A 15,673-nucleotide genomic window follows, 5' to 3' on the forward strand; every position below is an offset into this window, starting at 1 on the left:
CACTTCTCAGGTCAATGACGTTGTCGTAAGGTGCGGGTCCATGGCCGAACGAGTGGTTCCCGAGCCGCAGCGGCGGCGCAGAAGACCGACCAAACAGGGCGTCGTGCTCTCCCGGCAACTGATCGTCGAGACCGCGCTCCGCCTGGTCGGCCAGCACGGCTCCGAGGCGCTGACGGTCCGTCGGTTGGGCGCCGCGCTCGGCGCCGACCCCAGCGCCGTCTACCGGTACTTCCGCAACACCGACGACCTGCTCCTCGCCGTCGCCGACGAACTCATCGGACGCGCCCAGCACGGCTGGCAACCCACCGGTGACTGGCGCGCCGACCTGCGCGAGATCGGCCTGCGCATCCACCGCGCGTACCAGGCACACCCCCAGGCGGCACTGCTGGCCGCCCACCGGACCACCGGGCGCACCCACGAGACCCGCGCCGTCGAGGCGATCCTCGGCGTGCTCCGCGGGGCCGGTTTCCCGGACCCGGACGCGGTCCGGATCTACCACGCCTTCGTCGACCAGAGCCTGGGGTTCGCCGCCCTGGACGCGGCCGCCCTGGCCCTGCCCGCCGCCGCGCGGACCGCCGATCACCAGGTCTGGCAGGCCAGTTACGGTCGCCTGGCGGCCAGTACCCATCCCAACATCGCGGCCACCGCGTCCCTGTTGGCCGCCGACATGCGCCGCAGCGGCTACCCGTACGCGTTGGAACTGCTGTTGGAGGCCACGGCGGCCCGCCTACCGCGGCCGACCGAACCGCCCCAAGGGCCCTGATCCGGCCCACGCCGTGACTCGGCTTGAACTGACGATGCCTCAGCTCCCGGCCAGGCGGTGGAGTCTGAGCGCGATCTGTAGCTCCAGCGCACGCTCGGGACTGTTCCACTCGTGGCCGAGCAGGGTCTGGATGCGGTCGAGGCGTTGTACGACGGTGTTGACGTGGACGTGGAGTTCGTCCTTGGCCCGGGTCAGGCTCCCGCCGCAGCCGAAGTACGCCTCAAGGGTGCGCACGAGTGCGGTGCCGCGCTGGTCGTCGTACCGCAGGAGCGGTCCGAGGACGCTGGTGATGAACCCGTCCGCATCCTTCTCGTCACCGAGCAGCACCCCCAGGAAGCCCAGGTCGGCGGCGCAGGCACCGCCCACCCGCCCCAGCACGCGCAACGCCCGCAGGCAGCGTGCCGCCTCGGCGTGGGCGGCGGCCAGTGCCTGGGGTCCGGCTGCGGGTCCGGCCGCGGCCACCGTCACGGGCGCACCGGTGAGTTGGGTGAGGTGCGTGGCGGCGGCCCTGGCGGCCTCGCCCGGCGGGGTGCCGTCGTCCGTGAGCAGCACGACCACGGCTCCGGCGTGTTCGGCGCTGATGCTGTCGCCGGCGGAGCGGTAGCGCAGCGCGGCCGCGGTGAGCTGCTGGCGGGATGCGGCATCCGCCCCCACGACCAGCAGCAGATGGGGGCGATCGAGGTCGAAGCCCAGTCGGCGGCCGCGCTCCGCAAGGCCGGCGGGATCGCGGTCCGGGGCGTTGAGGAGATCGGTGATCAGTTCGCCGCGGATCCGGTTCTCCGCCTCGGCGACGGAGCGCCGTTGCAGGAGGAGCAGCGCGGTGACGACGCCGGCCCGCTCGAAGAGCCGCTTGTCGGCGTCGTCGAGGTCGGGCCGGCCGTACAGGACCAGGCTTCCCAACAACTCCTGCCCGGCCAGCACGGCACACGTCCAACGGCCGTCGTGGAACACCGTCCGGCCGGCGGTCCGGGCGTCCGCGACCACCTCGGCCACCGTGCTGCCGCCGGTGAACGTGGTGCCGCCGGGACCCACGGCGGTGAGGGCACGTCCCTCGGGGTCGTGGATCGTGATGGCCCCGTCCAGGAGCCCGGCGACCGCGGCGGCCACCTCCGGGACATCGCCGCCGCGCAGCACCAGATCGGTCAGCCGGTCGTGCGCCTCCTCGGCGCGCTGCATGGCGGCGGCGTGTTCCTGAATGACCTTGTTGGCCGCGGCCAGGTCGGCGAGGGCGGCCCGGGTGTGGGTGAGCGCCTCGGCGGTGTCGATGGCGATGGCGGCGTGCGCGGCCAGCGAGCACAGCAGGGCGACCTCGTCGGGGGAGAAGGCCCGTGGTGTGCGGTCGGCGGCGAAGAGCACACCGATGACCTCGCCGCCGCTGCCGGACCCCAGGAGCAGCGGTACGCCGAGGATCGCCACCAGACCCTCGTCCAGGACCCCGGCGTCGATGGTGCGGGTGTGGCGGAAGCGGTTGTCGGTGCGGTAGTCGGGTGTGACGTACGGTTTGGCGTTCTGCGCGACCAGGCCGCCGAGCCCGTCGCCCAGTCCCAGTCGCAGCCCCTGGAAGAGCGCGGACACCGAACCGTCGGTGACCCGCATGTAGGTGTCGTTGGCCGCCGCGTCGGGGAGCGTGAGGTACGCGGTGTCGGTCCCGAGCAGCGTCCTGGCGCGGCGGACGATCGACTGGAGGACGGCGTCGAGGTCGCGCAGTCCGGCCAGGTCGCCGGCCGTGTCGAACAGCGCGGCGAGCTCCGCCTCGCGCCGTCGGTGCTGGCGCAGCACGCTCCGCATCCGCAGGGCGGTGCGGGTGGCGCTCTCCACCTCTGCCAGGTCCTGCCCGCCGACCCCCTCGACGCGCGCTTCGGCGGCGACCACGCCGATCTCCTCGGCGGGGGCACCCTCGCTGAGGAGATCGAGCAGGCGGCGCAGGTACGGAGCGGCGGAGGTGGTGTCTGGGGTCATGTGGCGAGCCATGGTGGGAAGGAGGGCGACGGGCGACGGGAGGGGCCGGACTTCTCGCCCCCTCCCGTCGCAGGATCTCAGGCGGACGAAGCAGCTGTCTCCCCCGCAGGCGGAGCTGACGAACCGTCAGTGGTCGCGTCGACGTCGGCCAGGTCGCGCCCGCGGGTCTCCCGCGCGGCCAACAGCGCGCCCACGGTCAGCAGCGCAGCCAGCGTCACGTACAGCGCGATCGGTGTCGCGTTGCCGTACGACGACAGCAGCGCGGTCGCGATCAGTGGCGCCGGCGCTCCCGCCGCCACCGAAGCGAACTGGGCACCGATGGACGCTCCCGAGTACCGCATGCGGGTGGCGAACATCTCGGAGAAGAACGCGGCCTGCGGCGCGTACATCGCACTGTGGAACACCAACCCGACCGTCACCGCCAGGACGAGGGCCGGAAAGGACCTGGTGTCCAGCAGCGCGAAGAAGGCCCACGCCCACCCGCCGACGCCGACCGCCCCCGCCAGGTAGACGGGCTTGCGCCCGATCCGGTCCGACAGCGCCCCGAACAGCGGAATGAGGCAGAACTGGATCGCGGAGCCGATCAACACGGCATTCAACGCGGCCTGCTTCTCGACCTTCAGGTGCTCGACGCAGTAGGCGAGCACGAACGTCGTGATCACGTAGTACGAGATGTTCTCGGCCATCCGCGCCCCCATGGCAACCAGCACGTCACGCCAGTGGTTCCGCAACACCGCCAGCAGCGGCGGCTGTTCGGCGGCCTGCGCGGCCTTGCGCCGATCCGCCTTGGCCAGCGCCTCCTGGAAGATCGGCGACTCGTCGACGGAGAGGCGGACCCACAGACCGACGCCGACCAGCACCGCCGACAACAGGAAGGGAACGCGCCAACCCCACGCGGCGAACGTCGCATCGCTCTGCAGGGTCGTCATCAACGACAGGACACCGACGGCGAGCAGATTGCCCGCCGGGGCGCCGCCTTGGGGCCACGAGGCCCAGAAGCCGCGCCGTTCGGCATCGCCGTGTTCGGAGACCAGGAGAACCGCTCCACCCCACTCACCACCGAGGGCGAAACCACAACCGGGCGCCGGCAAGTCGCCGTGCCGTGCCTGCACATGGAATCGCTGTGCGCTTCGGGGGAGACCCGGCGAAGCAGGTCTGCTCCGACCCAATGATCAGTGCAGTGCACGACGGGGACACTTCAGCAGGTTCTTGGTCTGCTGGCGGTACACGGCGTCACCTGCTTCTGACCCGCGGCAAAGGGCGGAATCGCCCGATGCGAAGCCGGGTTGGTCCGCACCTGGTCCGGATCTTGGTACGTGATGCCAGCGGGGGAGCTTCCCGCGGTACTACATGGCACGATGCGGGTGCCGAGTTCTCGCTGGCGTCGTCATGGTTGTAGCGGTATTGGGACATGGGTCCTGCGACCTGTGAGTGTGCGCTCTGCCATGCTTGGGCGATGCCGAGTGATGCTGGTTCTGTCGTAGGTGCTTTACCGAGGGTGGTCAACCCTCTGTGGATAATTTCGCTTTTCCTCGGGTTGTCCGAGACGACGGCGGGTGTTGTTGCCGCGTTGGCGAGTGGCTGGGTTCAAGGGGCGCTGGCGCTGTTCGCGATCGTCTTTCCCATCCTGGTTTCTGGGGCGTTCTTCACCATTCTTTGGCGGAAGCCTGAGGTGTTATATGCGCCTGGCGACTTCCCCGAGCATGTGTCCGTCCGGACCTATGTTGATGGCATGCGACGTGGGTCGGAGAGGCAGGTCGAGGTACTCGAAGAGGTGGTTCGTGAAACGTTGGAGTCTGTATTGCCTTCGTTTCTCTCCGATAAGGCGACTCCGGCAGAGACGGTGCAGCTGGTGAGTGAAGCCATTGCGAGTGCCCATGATGGTATTGCGAGCCGCGTGTTGACTGTCGACCTCAGCGCGGTGGACGAGTCCATTCTGCAGGCACAGTTCCCTCTGCCTGAGGGGGCAACGGTCTCTGATTTCCTCGACAGGCTTTGGACTACGCTCCGGGATTTTGTGGAGCCGTACACTTACGGTACGCACTGGGTCTTGATTGATCGTAAGGCGGGCCGCGTACTGAATGACATCGGCACTCTGTGGGCGAAGAATAATCTTGGTTCGGATGGCGATGAGCGTCCATTGAAAGACGCGGGGATCCGCGCAGACATGGATCTCGCCGCGCTGCTTCTGCGATAGCGGCGGTCGGAGTACTGGCGGCGCATGACCATGTAGGCGCCGCGGGACGCGAACGTGCCGGTGGTGGAATGAGTTCGGGGCGGGGACTCAGATCTGGCTGTTGCGGGCAGGCCAGGAACCAGCTCGATCCGCGAACCGGCGCATGGGCCCCCTTCACTCACCCCGAGGGTCAGACCGCAAACTCCCTCCACGCCACCAACTCGGTAGCGTGCGGCCTGAAGCGGCACGATGACGGAACACGAGTGGAGTGACGACATCGATTACGCCTCGGCGGTCGACTGCGTGTGGACCCTCGTATTGGTCCGAAACGCCAGCAGTTCTCCACGGTCGGCACCTGACCCGAGCCATCAAGCACACGTTAAAGAAGATCCCGTACCGGCCGCACCTGCTCGACGGCTGCCTCCCGCCGACTGGCCTGATCACGGGCTACAACGCGTCCACATCGCCGGACTCCACGAGTTCAACCTGAGTACAGGTCGCGCAGCACCGCGATCTCGGCTCCGTGGTGAATCACCTCGCGATTGACGTGAAGGACGATCGCCGCCAGCGGGCGGCCGGTGAACGGGCCCGCGTTCGGTCCGAGCGGACGCCCGAGTTCTGCCGCCGTGGCCGCACGCATACCAGCCGACCAGTCGTCGTAGGCCCGGTCGAGTTGATCCAGTGCGGCCGCGGCAGTGCCGGCGTAGACATAGCTGTCGTAATCGATCGACGGCCCGCCGAAATACATTTCGGCGCGCTTGGCCAGGACGTGGACGGTGAGGTGTGCCAAACGCCAGGCGATAGTGGTGACCGGTGCAGCGGCGGGGGCGGGGAAGGCGTAGTCGACGGTGAACTGTCCGCCGCCCATCTCGTTTTCGGTACGGCGCGGGCGCACGGTCCAGCAGCCGGAAACCGGCTCCCAGAAGTACTCCTCGTCGGTCAGCCCCACCAGCCGGGGACGCAGTCGTTCCCGCCAGTGCCAGTCCAGTTGGTCGCCGAGTTCATGCGCCCAGTCAGCGTCCATGGGTCCCTCCCCGGGTTCCGTGACCGTGGTCCGGTCGCGACCCAGTGTGCCCTTCTCCACCAACTATTGATCAGAAAACCAATGAGTTCCATTCGAGGACGTAGCGTCTGAGAAGGCCATCCGCAGGTGCGGCGTGCGCAGCGGCCGGGGGCTCCGAGTGTCAAAACGGCACTGAACTGGTCGTCATGAGTGTGCGCGCGGCTGGCACCAAGGAGCTGATCGCGATGGCGGACGGCTACCGCGAATCGTCGGCGTCCTGGGCTGCCCTGCTGCGGTACGCAGCCGGTGGTCCATGGCGCGGATTGGGTCGGCGTCGGGCGGGGGCGGACCTTGGGCTGGCTCGGCGGCGGCGCGTTGCTGGAGTGAGCGGAGTTTGCCTGTGGCGATAAGCCGGTTCGGCCCGGGCAGAGTGAGGTTCTCCGAGCTGAGGTAGCCGGCGTCCATCAGCATCACCGAAACCCACAGTGCCAGCGCGGAGCAGGAGTTGGTCATGCCCGACGCGCATTGCGTGACGAACTTGTCCGGCTTCGCGATCGTCGATCTGTGCTCCGATCGCCTCCAGCCGCACCTCAAGCCAGATCCGGCGGTCCATGTTCCGGCGTTCCCGAAGCGCCGCCCGCCCCGCCAACCGGCCGCCACGCAAAAGTTCCTCGGTGCGTTCGCCGACCTGCCGCGTAGCCTCGGCGCGAGTGGCTTCCTCCGCCTCGATCTCCGCGATCCCACGTCGCAGCCGGGCCAGCCGTTCGACCCGCCGTCCCAGCCCGGCGGGCAGTTCATCGCCCCTGGCCGACCCGAACTGCGCGTCTTCCTCGGCATCGGCCCGTTCGGCCTCCTCCAGCAACTCCCGTGCCTGCTTGGCGAACCACTCGCGCCCGTGGGTGGCCTGCAGTGAAGCGTTCGCCGCGATCTTCGTGCCGTCCAGCGCCACTTCGCCCAGCCGTCCGAGCCCGGCCCGTGCGCACAGCTGCAGTACTTCACCGAACAGCTCTTCCACCAGTCCAAGCCGATCGGCGCGGATCCGGGCGATGGTGGTGTGATCCGGCCCGTGCAGCCCACAGATCACCTTGAAGGCGACATCGGTGGCGCACAACCGCTCCATCTTTCGCGACGAGCGCACTCCGTTTGCATAGGCGTAGATTCAGCAAGGCCAGCAACATCTCCGGGTCGTACGCCTGCCGTCCAGAACCGCCCAACCTGTACGACGAGCGCAACCTCTCCCCGCAACCATCCGAGAGCGCGGCCACAGCATCCACAACGAACCAGGCAAGATGCTCCTGCGGCAGCCACTCCCGCACGTCGGGAGGGAGCAGAAACTGCTGATCGCGGTCAACGACGCGGAATCCCATGGCCACCCGTCGATTCTCCCAAACCACTCCGGCAGCAGGCGAATTCGCAACATACCCAACTGCCTCGACAGTCTCCCGAAGTCAGCCCAGCCCGCGGCGAAGAAGGCGATCCAGGACATCTACAACTCCGAGGACAAGGAGCACGCGGCCGCCGCGGTCAAGGCGTTCACCAAGCCGTACGGCGCGAAGTTCCCCAAGGGCGTCAAGAAGATCGTCTATGGCGAGCACGAGCTGCTGGCGTTCTACGACTTCCCCGCCGAGCGCTGGATCCACCTGCGGACCACGAACCCCATTGAATCGACCTTCGCGACCGTCCGCCTGTGGACCAAGGCCACCAAAGGTGCCGGATCCCGGGCCGCCGCCCTGGCGATGGTCTTCAAGCTCGTCGAGCCCGCCCAAGCCCGCTGGCGAGCCGTGAACGCACCCCACCTCGTCGCCCTCGTCCGCGCCGGAGCCCGCTTCGAACACGGCGAACTCGTCGAACGCCCGGAATCTCACGCAGCATGAACTGCCTCATGATTCACGGGATTTGACTATTCCTCCACCCGGAACTGGTACGCCTCCTTACCCGGATACCTCGGTGGCGTACCAATCGCCGGGTAATCGGACGGCGGGCAGAGCGGTGTCGCGCTTCCGGGCATCCTGGGGTTGGTCGCGTTGGGATGGGCCAGCCCTACCGCGATAGGCGTGTGCTGTAGGGCTGACCCACCGTTGACTTCCATGGCTTGTGTTCAGTAGCCGATCGTGAAACGCCGCTGCACGAAGCGGGGCAGTTCCGCCTCGTCGACGAGTGCGACGGCAGCGTCCTCCACTGAGATGCGACTGCGTCCGTGGGCGTCCAGGACCGGCTGGTCGCCGCCGATCCGGAACCGCCCCGTGCGCTCCCCGGGGGTGATCTCCTCCGCCGGGCTGAAGTAGGTCCACGAGCGGTTGGACGTGCGCAGGACGTTCAGGGCGTCCCGATGACCGCGTACTGCCGCGGCGTACGTTCGAGGCAGCCCGAGTTGGTCGAGGCTGGCGTGCAGATGCTCGTCGGAGTCGGCGTGAACCAGGCCGGGCTCGACCTCCAGACTGCCTGCGCCGCCGATCACGATCAGGCGGGTACGAGGGTGACTCTCCAGCGCCTTCAGCAGCGCCCGGGCGGCGGTGGCGAAGACCGTGGGGTCGGCGACCGATCGCTCCACGGTGTCAGCGAAGTCGTTGGCCGCGTTACCGGGCTGGAATCCGCTGATCAACACGTCCAGTCCGGGAAGGGCGGTGGCGATGTCGGCGGCATTGACGACGTCGAGGCTCTTCCAGGTGATGTGGTCCCGGTCCTCGTGGATCTGCGTGATGTCGCGGGTGAACGCCGTGACGTGGTGCCCTCGCCCGAGAGCTTCGGCGACTACGCGGCTGCCGATGGTGCCGGTGGCTCCGATGATTCCGATGTGCATGACTCTCCCCTTCGTCGTGACAACGTACAGAAACTATACGGCGTGAAGTTTAGATACGGCAATCAATTCCGGGGCGCTGTACAGTGGCCACCGTGGAGAGCGCGGCTAGGAGCAACACGACAGGACGCCGGGAGCGGCTGCGGGCCGAGACGACAGCCGAAATCAAGCGCGTGGCGCTGGAGTTGATGGCGTCGGGCGGGCCCGACGCCATCACCCTGCGGGCCATCGCTCGCGAGATGGGCATGACCGCCAACGCCATCTACGGCTACTTCGCCACCCGCGATGACCTGGTCACCACGCTCATCAACGACGTGTACACCGCGCTGGCCGACGCCGTGGACGCCTCCTGGGACACCGCCCCGGCCAACAATCCAACCGAGCGGATCCAGGCGTGGGCGCACGCCTTCCGCAACTGGGCCCTTGCTCACCCAGAGGGCTTCCGACTGATCTACGGCGACCCCGTCCCCGGCTACCGCGCGCCCGAAGGCGGCGCCGCCCCGGATGCCGCACGCCGGGTCTGCACCGGCCTCGCCGGACTCGCGAACGCCGCCTGGCCGCACGCCGAACACCTCTACGCAGACAGCGACTTCGACTGGCCCGACTTCGCCCCCGGCCTCGTCGACAAGGTCCGCCCGACCTTCCCCGACCTGCCCCCAGCCGCAGTGGCGCTCGCCCTGCGCATCTGGGGCCGCCTGCACGGCCTGGTGTCACTGGAGATCTACGGGCACCTGCACACCCAGACCACCAGCCCGGACAAGCTCTTCCAAGAGGAACTCTCCGCGCTCCTGCGGTCATTGGGTATCGCACCGGGCAACTGACGCGCCCTGACGAAGGGGGCCGCCTCCGGTGAGTGCGCGGTTGCACAGACGGACGATGCCCCGGGGCCGGCGTCTGTCTGCCGGCTGTCGAAGGGCTCAGTCGGCTCAGATCACCTTAGCTAAGGCGAAGCCGTCATCGACCTGCGCAAGTCCCTGCGCTATGCCACTCAGCTGACCGCCCGTACCGGTAACCACCAGCCCTTGGAGCCGTGACGGTGGTCGCGGACAAGAGAGTGCACCGCCGGATGCGCAAGGAGCTCCGTAAGGGCCTCGTCCGCTTCGATGCCCGTCTGGCCAGCAGGCGCGCGGGCATCGGCTTCCACGTCGTGATGGCGGCGAAGGTACGCGTCCGCCTCCATCCCGAGGAAGCCGACTGCCGAAAAGCAGGCCACCGTCCGCTGTTGAACCGCGTCGCTACACCTATCCGGACCTGATCCTGCACTCGGACCAGTTCCGGATGGACGTGGCCGCCGCAAGGGCCGGACCTGCCACCGGCGGATCAGCGCGATCGCCGGCAGCGCCGTGCCGCCTCTCATGGGCGCCCCGCTCCACCCCGGAGAAGCCGATGTTGTCCGACACGGCAGTGTCAGTCGTTCCGACATGAGAAGTGTCAGTGGCCCGACTCCGCGTTCGCCGCGTCGGTGAGGGCTTCTCGGAGCCGGTCGAGCCCGGGTACACCGGAGAGGCCGTTCGGGGTTGCGTAAACCCGGCAGGTCAGGCCGGCGGGGCGTCCGGGTTCGGCGAAGGGGTCGTGGCCGTTGATGAGGATGGTCGGGGAGCCGGCGAAGCCGATTCGTTCGGCTTCGGCCTGGTCGGCGACGGTCCGGGTGGTGAACGCGGCATCGTTCAGTCCGGTGTCGTCGAGCGCGCGCCGCAGCTGCTCGGCGGTGGGCGTCTCGTTGGGGCACTCCGGCACGACCAGGATCTCGATATCCATGTCTCCAGGATCGCGCGTCCCGCTGTACAGACCCCGACCGCGGTGGCGGGTGACGGGAAGCAGGCGCGGGGGCAGCCGTTCTGCCACGAGGAGGGTCAGTCGTGGGGCGGGAGGTCGCCGAGTTGGTGGTCGGCGGACCGGAGGGCCTCGTCGACCAGGCGCTTGATGTGTCCGTGCCGCAGGGCGTAGATCACCCGGCGGCCTTCTTTGCGGGTCGCGACCAGGCCAGCCAGGCGGAGGCGGGCCAGGTGCTGGCTGACCGAGGGCCGGGCGACTCCGCACGCTTCGGTGAGGGTCGTCACATCCGCCTCGCCCTCGGCGAGATGTTCCAGGAGTGCCAGACGGGTGCGGTCGGCCAGCAGTCCCAGGAACTCCGCGGCCACGGCATACCGTTCTGCCTGCCCGCCTTCAGCTCGCTGTTGCGGTCCTTGCGCACCTGATAGGTGCATGCGTGCACTCATACGCACATAATGGAGGGGTGGGCGGCCGGTGTCCAGCCGGCCTGCCCTGTCGACCCCTGATCCGGAAGGCGTGAGCTGTCGTGAGCGACCAGAGCACCCCCCACGAGCCGCACCGCCACGACCACGGTGACCACGGGCATGCAGAGCATGGCCACCGGCACGACCACGAACACGACGGTCACGAGCACGGTCATGGCTCGGGCCGGTGGTCGCAAGTCACGCACCAGGTCATGCACCTGGTCAAGCCGCACAGCCATGAGGCCGCGGACAAGGTCGACTCGGCGATGGAAACCTCCGCCGAGGGCATGCGGACGCTGTGGATATCCCTCGGCGTCTTGGGGCTCACCGCCGCCTTGCAGGCCGCCGTGGTGGTGCTGTCCGGCTCGGTCGCCCTGCTGGGCGACACCATCCATAACGCCGCCGACGCACTGACAGCGCTCCCTCTCGGAGTCGCCTTCATCCTGGGGCGCCGGGCGGCGACCCGCCGGTTCACCTACGGCTTCGGCCGCGCCGAAGACCTGGCCGGCATCTTCATCGTGCTCACGATCGCCGCCTCCTCCGCACTGGCCGCCTGGACCGCGATCGACCGTCTGCTGAACCCGCAGGAGATCAGCTACCTGCCCGCGGTCGCCGCCGCCGCGCTGATCGGCTTCATCGGCAACGAGTGGGTGGCCCGCTACCGCATCACCACCGGCAAGCGGATCGGCTCGGCGGCCCTGGTCGCCGACGGCCTGCACGCCCGCACCGACGGCTTCACCTCCCTCGCCGTCCTGCTGGGCGCCGGCGGTGCCGCGCTCGGCTGGCCGCTGGCCGACCCGATTGTCGGCCTGCTCATCACCATCGCGATCCTGGCCGTCCTCAAGGGTGCCGTGCGGGAAGTCTTCCGCCGCCTGATGGACGCCGTCGACCCCGCCCTCGTCGACACCGCCGAGCACACACTGCGCCATGTCGAAGGCGTGGTCGGGGTCGGAGAACTGCGGATGCGGTGGATCGGGCACCAGTTGCGCGCCGAGGTCGCCATTGTGGTGGCCGACGACCTGAGTGTGCGCGACGCGCACCGGGTCGCCGTCGACGCCGAGCACGCCCTCTTGCATGCCGTTCCCCGGCTGACCGCTGCCTTGGTCCACGCCGACCCGGCCACCGGCCACGGCGACGTGGACCCGCACGCGCCCCTGGCCCACCACCACGCCCACGCCTGACGTTGTCCGCCCGGATGAGGTCGCCTTACGGGGCGGCTTCGAGCAGGGCGGGGACGCGGGAACCGCGCAGCTCCTTCAGCCCGGGGATGTGGTTGCAGAGGGTACCGATGGAGACGCCAAGGAGCCTGGCGATCGTCTCGATGCTGTTGGCTGGGTTGGGCAGCATGTCGTGGGCGGCCCGTACGCTCTGCGCCGCGCGGCTCCCCCACCATTTCACCCTCACCCCGCGCACGGATGTCCCCACCCACCAGCAGGCTGAGGGAAGAAGCGGCGGGCGGCCAGGGCGACGTAGACCAGGCCGATGAGGACGGGGACCTCGATGAGCGGGCCGACGACTCCCGCGAGGGCCTGGCCGGAGGTGGCACCGAAGGTGGCGGTGGCGACCGAGATGGCCAGCTCGAAGTTGTTGCCCGCGGCGGTGAACGCCAGCGTGGTGGTCTTCGGGTAGTTGAGCCCCACCGCGCGGCCAGCGGCCATGGACCCGGCCCACGTTACGGCGAAGTACACCAGCAGCGGCAGCGCGATCCGGGCGACGTCCCAGGGCTTGGAAGTGATGGCCTCGCCCTGGAGGGCGAACAGCACCACGATCATGAACAGCAGTCCGTACAGGGCGAACGGGCCGATGCGGGGGATCGGCTTCGTCTCGTACCAGGTACGGCCCCTGGCTTTCTCGCCCGGGCGGTGGGTGAGGAACCTGGCGACGGGGGAGTCCATCCAGTCGGTGAGACCTGGGTGAGAGCGCGTGCGACGACCACTAGAACTCAAGGTGTTCCGGCGGGGTTTCTGCGCGTAACAGGGCTCGTAGGGCTTGGTCAGGTTGGTATCGCCGTGGTGCCGTGGGTATGCCGCGGTGACAGGGAACCAACCCTGAACCCCAGCCAGATGCTGTCGTCTGCCACGCAGGTGTCAGTGATCTGCCGGAAGGAGTCACGGGCCCGGCGTCCAGGGCTTCGCCCGCATCGGTGCTGAGCACGATCGGTGCGGTGCCGGCCTGCGGCCTTGATCCGCGCTCGTCAGCTACGCCGGAATGGTGCAGGGTGGAGACATGGCCGTCCGACAGCGCTTCGCCGGCCTGCGGCAGCCATGGACCTTGCGCCATGCGCTGCTGGTGATCCCGGTCGGGATCATCGCAGTGATCACGGTTGTCGACCTGCTGGTGCCGGCCGACGTCCATCTCGGTCCGCTGCTGGTCATCGCTCCCGCGATCACCGCATACTTCACCGGTCCCCGGCTCACCGCGGCGGCCGGGGTCCTCGCGGTGGGAGCCCAGGTATACATCGGCTGGCACCGCGGCGCACTGCTCTCCCGGAACATAATCGTGCAGATCATCGCCCTGGCGGTCCTGTCGACCCTCATCGCGATCTTCTGCGTGATACGCGAGCGGCACCGGCGGGAGCTGGCCCAGGTGCGTTCGGTCGCCGAGGCAGCACAGCACGTCCTGCTGTGGCCGCTGCCGGACCGGATCGGCCCGCTGCAGGTCGCCTGTCTGTACCTGGCCGCCGAGGACGAGGCCCAGATCGGCGGTGACCTCTACGCGGCCACCCGCACCGAGCACGGGACCCGGGTGATGATCGGGGACGTGCGAGGCAAGGGCTTGTCCGCCATCGGTGAGGCCGCTCTGTTGCTCGGCGCCTTCCGTGAGGCCGCCCATCAGCACACCACTCTTCCGGCGCTGGCCGCCGGCCTGGAGACGAGCGTGGGCCGCTACCTGGCCGACTTCGAGCCGGCCGAGGAGGCCGGAGAACGCTTTGCCACCACGCTGCTGCTGGAGGTCCCCGACGAGGACTCCATCACCCGGATGACCAGCTGTGGCCACCCGCCTCCGCTGCTGCTTCGGCCGGGCGAGGCGGTCACCGTTCCGGTGCACCCCGCACCCCCGCTGGGGGTGGGCCGGAGCGAGCCGACCGACTTCACCTCGGATGTGTTCTCCTTCGAGCCCGGTGACACCCTTCTGCTTTACACCGATGGCGTCGTCGAGGCCCGTGATCAAGCCGGAAGGTTCTATCCGTTCACCGAACGGGCCGCCCAGTGGACGGACCACAGCCCCGCCGCGCTGTTGCACCACATCCGGCGCGATCTCCTCGCCCACGTCGGAGGGCGCCTCGCCGACGATGCGGCTCTGATCGCGATTCGCCGGACGGCCGCACCTCCCCACCGGGGTCGCCAGCACGGCAGGGTTGTCCACTCCGACGGGTTCCGTCACCACTCGGGAAACCGACCACCGCCCCGCTGATCACGCCGCCATCACCAGCGCGGCCACTGTCGTGGCCGGCCTTCGCAGGTTCCGCATGGACTTCTCCTTCGATCAACGAACACCGGTCGGCCCGCGGACCTCGCTGGCGCCAGGGCCGGTTGGCCGACCGGATAGTCGCCCTGTCGATGCCCGAGCATCGGGATAGGCGACATCCAACGGGCAGTACGACTCGGGTGAAATAGCTGAAATCATTGCTACTGCCGGGACTTTATTGTTTGTCTCCAGGGGGCGACGGCCGCGTGACGTTGCCCCGCGATTCCTCGGCACGGGCGACAGCCGCCTCGCGTACGTGCAAGCCGACGGCAGCGCATCAGGCGCTCCGGAGGCAGGTGCAGATCGGGCCGCCGTCGGGGGCCGACGTTGTGCTGGCCGGCTGGGCTCGGCGTGAAGACGACCGGCGCACGTCTGTCACGAGACTCGGACATAGTTCAGGCCCTGGTCGTAGTTCAGGTAAGCCATCGAGAGGTCGTTTCCGGGACCCGTGGAGAAAGCCTTTGGCCTGCTCCAGGAAATTGGCTCCCGCATCGAGAAGGACCTACGGAACCGTCCACCCGTGACAACACGCCCCACACAGCAGCAGGCGCTTGCGGTTGTCCAGGAGCAGCAGCAAGGCCCGGCGGTCGAACCGAGGCTGGGGAACATGCACATCGGTCGTGCACCCACACTCCAGAGTTGCTATTTGAGTGGCCGCTCGCGTGGAGCGTGCGATGGCGTGTGCATCGCTGAGACCCCGCTGTCGGGATCGCCCGCCGGGCCGCTGTCACGACACGGGAGGCGCCTGAGAGCCACGATGGGAGGGGAAGGTGAGACGCCATGAGGACAGATCGGCCATGAGGATTGTGCCCCGCCGTTGGAATGCCGAGGTCATGGCCATGGTGGCGGTTCTGGTCGTGGCTGGTGCCGAGCTGTTGGTGCTCGTTCTCGCCACTCCCGGGCAGCGCCCTGTGATCAGCGGCGTACTGCTCGGCTCCGCCGCTGCCGTGCTGGTGGTGTTCGGCGAGGTGTGGCACGTGCTGCGCCGGCGCGATCGGCGGCGCCGGCCTACGCGAGGGCCGGGGCGGAGCGGCGAGGCGTGGTTCAGTGCCGAGGCGCTTGAAGGTTTCCCGGCCGGCGGCGTCCGGCCGTGGCTGGTGGGCCCTGATGCTCCTGATCCGAATCGGTTCTATGCCGCCTGGGTGCTGGCCACTCATGGCCGTGACGTGCGGTGGATCGTCCAGCATCTCGATCTGCCGGAGGAGGCCGTGCGGCTGCTTGTCGAGGCCGCTCGCGAGTGCGGAGGTGCCGGCGGCTGACGCCGCTGCGG

13 protein-coding genes and 3 pseudogenes are annotated in these 15,673 nt (G+C 68.7%); 7 read left to right on the top strand and 9 right to left on the bottom strand.

Annotated elements, in window-relative coordinates; all coding sequences use genetic code 11:
- Nucleotides 1-40: 40 nt before the first annotated feature.
- The gene (locus ACFVT2_RS21320; protein ID WP_390020050.1) at nucleotides 41-763 is read left to right on the top strand and encodes a TetR/AcrR family transcriptional regulator; all 723 of its coding nucleotides are present in this window, start codon (nucleotides 41-43) and stop codon (nucleotides 761-763) included.
- Nucleotides 764-802: 39 nt separating this feature from the next.
- On the opposite strand, the gene ACFVT2_RS21325 is transcribed toward ACFVT2_RS21320, so the two are convergent.
- Both ACFVT2_RS21325 and ACFVT2_RS21330 read right to left on the bottom strand, forming a co-directional pair.
- Nucleotides 803-2,722 carry a helix-turn-helix domain-containing protein gene (locus tag ACFVT2_RS21325; protein ID WP_390020051.1) on the bottom strand — a complete coding sequence of 640 codons (1,920 nt, stop codon included), beginning with the start codon at nucleotides 2,720-2,722 and terminating at the stop codon, nucleotides 803-805.
- A 77-nt stretch (nucleotides 2,723-2,799) separates the two neighbouring features.
- Nucleotides 2,800-3,795 (bottom strand): annotated as a pseudogene (locus tag ACFVT2_RS21330) (MFS transporter); the annotation flags it as partial.
- 425 nt (nucleotides 3,796-4,220) lie between these two features.
- Here ACFVT2_RS21330 and ACFVT2_RS21335 point away from each other — a divergent pair.
- The gene (locus ACFVT2_RS21335) at nucleotides 4,221-4,919 is read left to right on the top strand and encodes a hypothetical protein (RefSeq protein WP_390020053.1); all 699 of its coding nucleotides are present in this window, start codon (nucleotides 4,221-4,223) and stop codon (nucleotides 4,917-4,919) included.
- Between the two features lie 460 nt (nucleotides 4,920-5,379).
- Here ACFVT2_RS21335 and ACFVT2_RS21340 read toward each other — a convergent pair whose 3' ends face one another.
- The gene (locus ACFVT2_RS21340) at nucleotides 5,380-5,922 is read right to left on the bottom strand and encodes a DinB family protein (protein WP_390020056.1); all 543 of its coding nucleotides are present in this window, start codon (nucleotides 5,920-5,922) and stop codon (nucleotides 5,380-5,382) included.
- A 235-nt stretch (nucleotides 5,923-6,157) separates the two neighbouring features.
- On the bottom strand, nucleotides 6,158-7,060 hold the full coding sequence (locus ACFVT2_RS21345) for a transposase (RefSeq protein ID WP_390020210.1): 903 nt from the start codon (nucleotides 7,058-7,060) through the stop codon (nucleotides 6,158-6,160).
- 265 nt (nucleotides 7,061-7,325) lie between these two features.
- On the opposite strand from ACFVT2_RS21345, the pseudogene ACFVT2_RS21350 reads away from it, so the two are divergent.
- Nucleotides 7,326-7,775: pseudogene (locus tag ACFVT2_RS21350) on the top strand (transposase); the annotation flags it as partial.
- Between the two features lie 224 nt (nucleotides 7,776-7,999).
- Here the strand turns inward: ACFVT2_RS21350 and ACFVT2_RS21355 are convergent.
- Complete coding sequence (locus ACFVT2_RS21355; RefSeq protein WP_390020058.1) at nucleotides 8,000-8,701, bottom strand: NAD(P)-dependent oxidoreductase; 702 nt, start codon at nucleotides 8,699-8,701, stop codon at nucleotides 8,000-8,002.
- A gap of 92 nt (nucleotides 8,702-8,793) precedes the next feature.
- Between ACFVT2_RS21355 and ACFVT2_RS21360 the strand changes: the two genes are divergently transcribed.
- Nucleotides 8,794-9,519, top strand: a complete 726-nt coding sequence (locus ACFVT2_RS21360) for a TetR/AcrR family transcriptional regulator (RefSeq protein ID WP_390020060.1) — start codon at nucleotides 8,794-8,796, stop codon at nucleotides 9,517-9,519.
- Nucleotides 9,520-10,129: 610 nt separating this feature from the next.
- Here ACFVT2_RS21360 and ACFVT2_RS21365 read toward each other — a convergent pair.
- On the bottom strand, nucleotides 10,130-10,456 hold the full coding sequence (locus tag ACFVT2_RS21365; protein WP_390020063.1) for a hypothetical protein: 327 nt from the start codon (nucleotides 10,454-10,456) through the stop codon (nucleotides 10,130-10,132).
- Between the two features lie 95 nt (nucleotides 10,457-10,551).
- Nucleotides 10,552-10,917: an ArsR/SmtB family transcription factor gene (locus ACFVT2_RS21370; RefSeq protein WP_390020066.1), complete on the bottom strand. Its 366-nt coding sequence runs from the start codon at nucleotides 10,915-10,917 to the stop codon at nucleotides 10,552-10,554.
- An 80-nt stretch (nucleotides 10,918-10,997) separates the two neighbouring features.
- On the opposite strand from ACFVT2_RS21370, the gene ACFVT2_RS21375 reads away from it, so the two are divergent.
- Nucleotides 10,998-12,116, top strand: a complete 1,119-nt coding sequence (locus ACFVT2_RS21375) for a cation diffusion facilitator family transporter (protein ID WP_390020069.1) — start codon at nucleotides 10,998-11,000, stop codon at nucleotides 12,114-12,116.
- A 25-nt stretch (nucleotides 12,117-12,141) separates the two neighbouring features.
- Here the strand turns inward: ACFVT2_RS21375 and ACFVT2_RS21380 are convergent, their stop codons facing one another.
- Together ACFVT2_RS21380 and ACFVT2_RS21385 are read right to left on the bottom strand one after the other, a co-directional pair.
- Nucleotides 12,142-12,282 carry a hypothetical protein gene (locus ACFVT2_RS21380; protein WP_390020071.1) on the bottom strand — a complete coding sequence of 47 codons (141 nt, stop codon included), beginning with the start codon at nucleotides 12,280-12,282 and terminating at the stop codon, nucleotides 12,142-12,144.
- A 53-nt stretch (nucleotides 12,283-12,335) separates the two neighbouring features.
- Nucleotides 12,336-12,818 (bottom strand): annotated as a pseudogene (locus tag ACFVT2_RS21385) (arsenic resistance protein); the annotation flags it as partial.
- Nucleotides 12,819-13,161: 343 nt separating this feature from the next.
- On the opposite strand from ACFVT2_RS21385, the gene ACFVT2_RS21390 reads away from it, so the two are divergent.
- Nucleotides 13,162-14,349 carry a PP2C family protein-serine/threonine phosphatase gene (locus tag ACFVT2_RS21390; RefSeq protein ID WP_390020074.1) on the top strand — a complete coding sequence of 396 codons (1,188 nt, stop codon included), beginning with the start codon at nucleotides 13,162-13,164 and terminating at the stop codon, nucleotides 14,347-14,349.
- A gap of 851 nt (nucleotides 14,350-15,200) precedes the next feature.
- Nucleotides 15,201-15,662, top strand: coding sequence for a hypothetical protein (locus tag ACFVT2_RS21395; RefSeq protein ID WP_390020076.1), 462 nt, complete (start codon nucleotides 15,201-15,203; stop codon nucleotides 15,660-15,662).
- Nucleotides 15,663-15,673 lie beyond the last annotated feature (11 nt).

It is taken from the genome of Streptomyces sp. NPDC058000, assembly GCF_042886435.1.
Lineage (GTDB): Bacteria > Actinomycetota > Actinomycetes > Streptomycetales > Streptomycetaceae > Streptomyces.

Excerpts from the sequence above, each read along its gene's own strand:
- ACFVT2_RS21390 (WP_390020074.1), top strand. The coding sequence starts at position 13,162 with ATGGCCGTCCGACAGCGCTTCGCCGGCCTGCGGCAGCCATGGACCTTG.
- ACFVT2_RS21355 (WP_390020058.1), bottom strand. The coding sequence starts at position 8,701 with ATGCACATCGGAATCATCGGAGCCACCGGCACCATCGGCAGCCGCGTA.
- ACFVT2_RS21320 (WP_390020050.1), top strand. The coding sequence starts at position 41 with ATGGCCGAACGAGTGGTTCCCGAGCCGCAGCGGCGGCGCAGAAGACCG.
- ACFVT2_RS21395 (WP_390020076.1), top strand. The coding sequence starts at position 15,201 with ATGAGGATTGTGCCCCGCCGTTGGAATGCCGAGGTCATGGCCATGGTG.
- ACFVT2_RS21365 (WP_390020063.1), bottom strand. The coding sequence starts at position 10,456 with ATGGATATCGAGATCCTGGTCGTGCCGGAGTGCCCCAACGAGACGCCC.
- ACFVT2_RS21340 (WP_390020056.1), bottom strand. The coding sequence starts at position 5,922 with ATGGACGCTGACTGGGCGCATGAACTCGGCGACCAACTGGACTGGCAC.
- ACFVT2_RS21370 (WP_390020066.1), bottom strand. The coding sequence starts at position 10,917 with ATGAGTGCACGCATGCACCTATCAGGTGCGCAAGGACCGCAACAGCGA.
- ACFVT2_RS21380 (WP_390020071.1), bottom strand. The coding sequence starts at position 12,282 with ATGCTGCCCAACCCAGCCAACAGCATCGAGACGATCGCCAGGCTCCTT.
- ACFVT2_RS21325 (WP_390020051.1), bottom strand. The coding sequence starts at position 2,722 with ATGACCCCAGACACCACCTCCGCCGCTCCGTACCTGCGCCGCCTGCTC.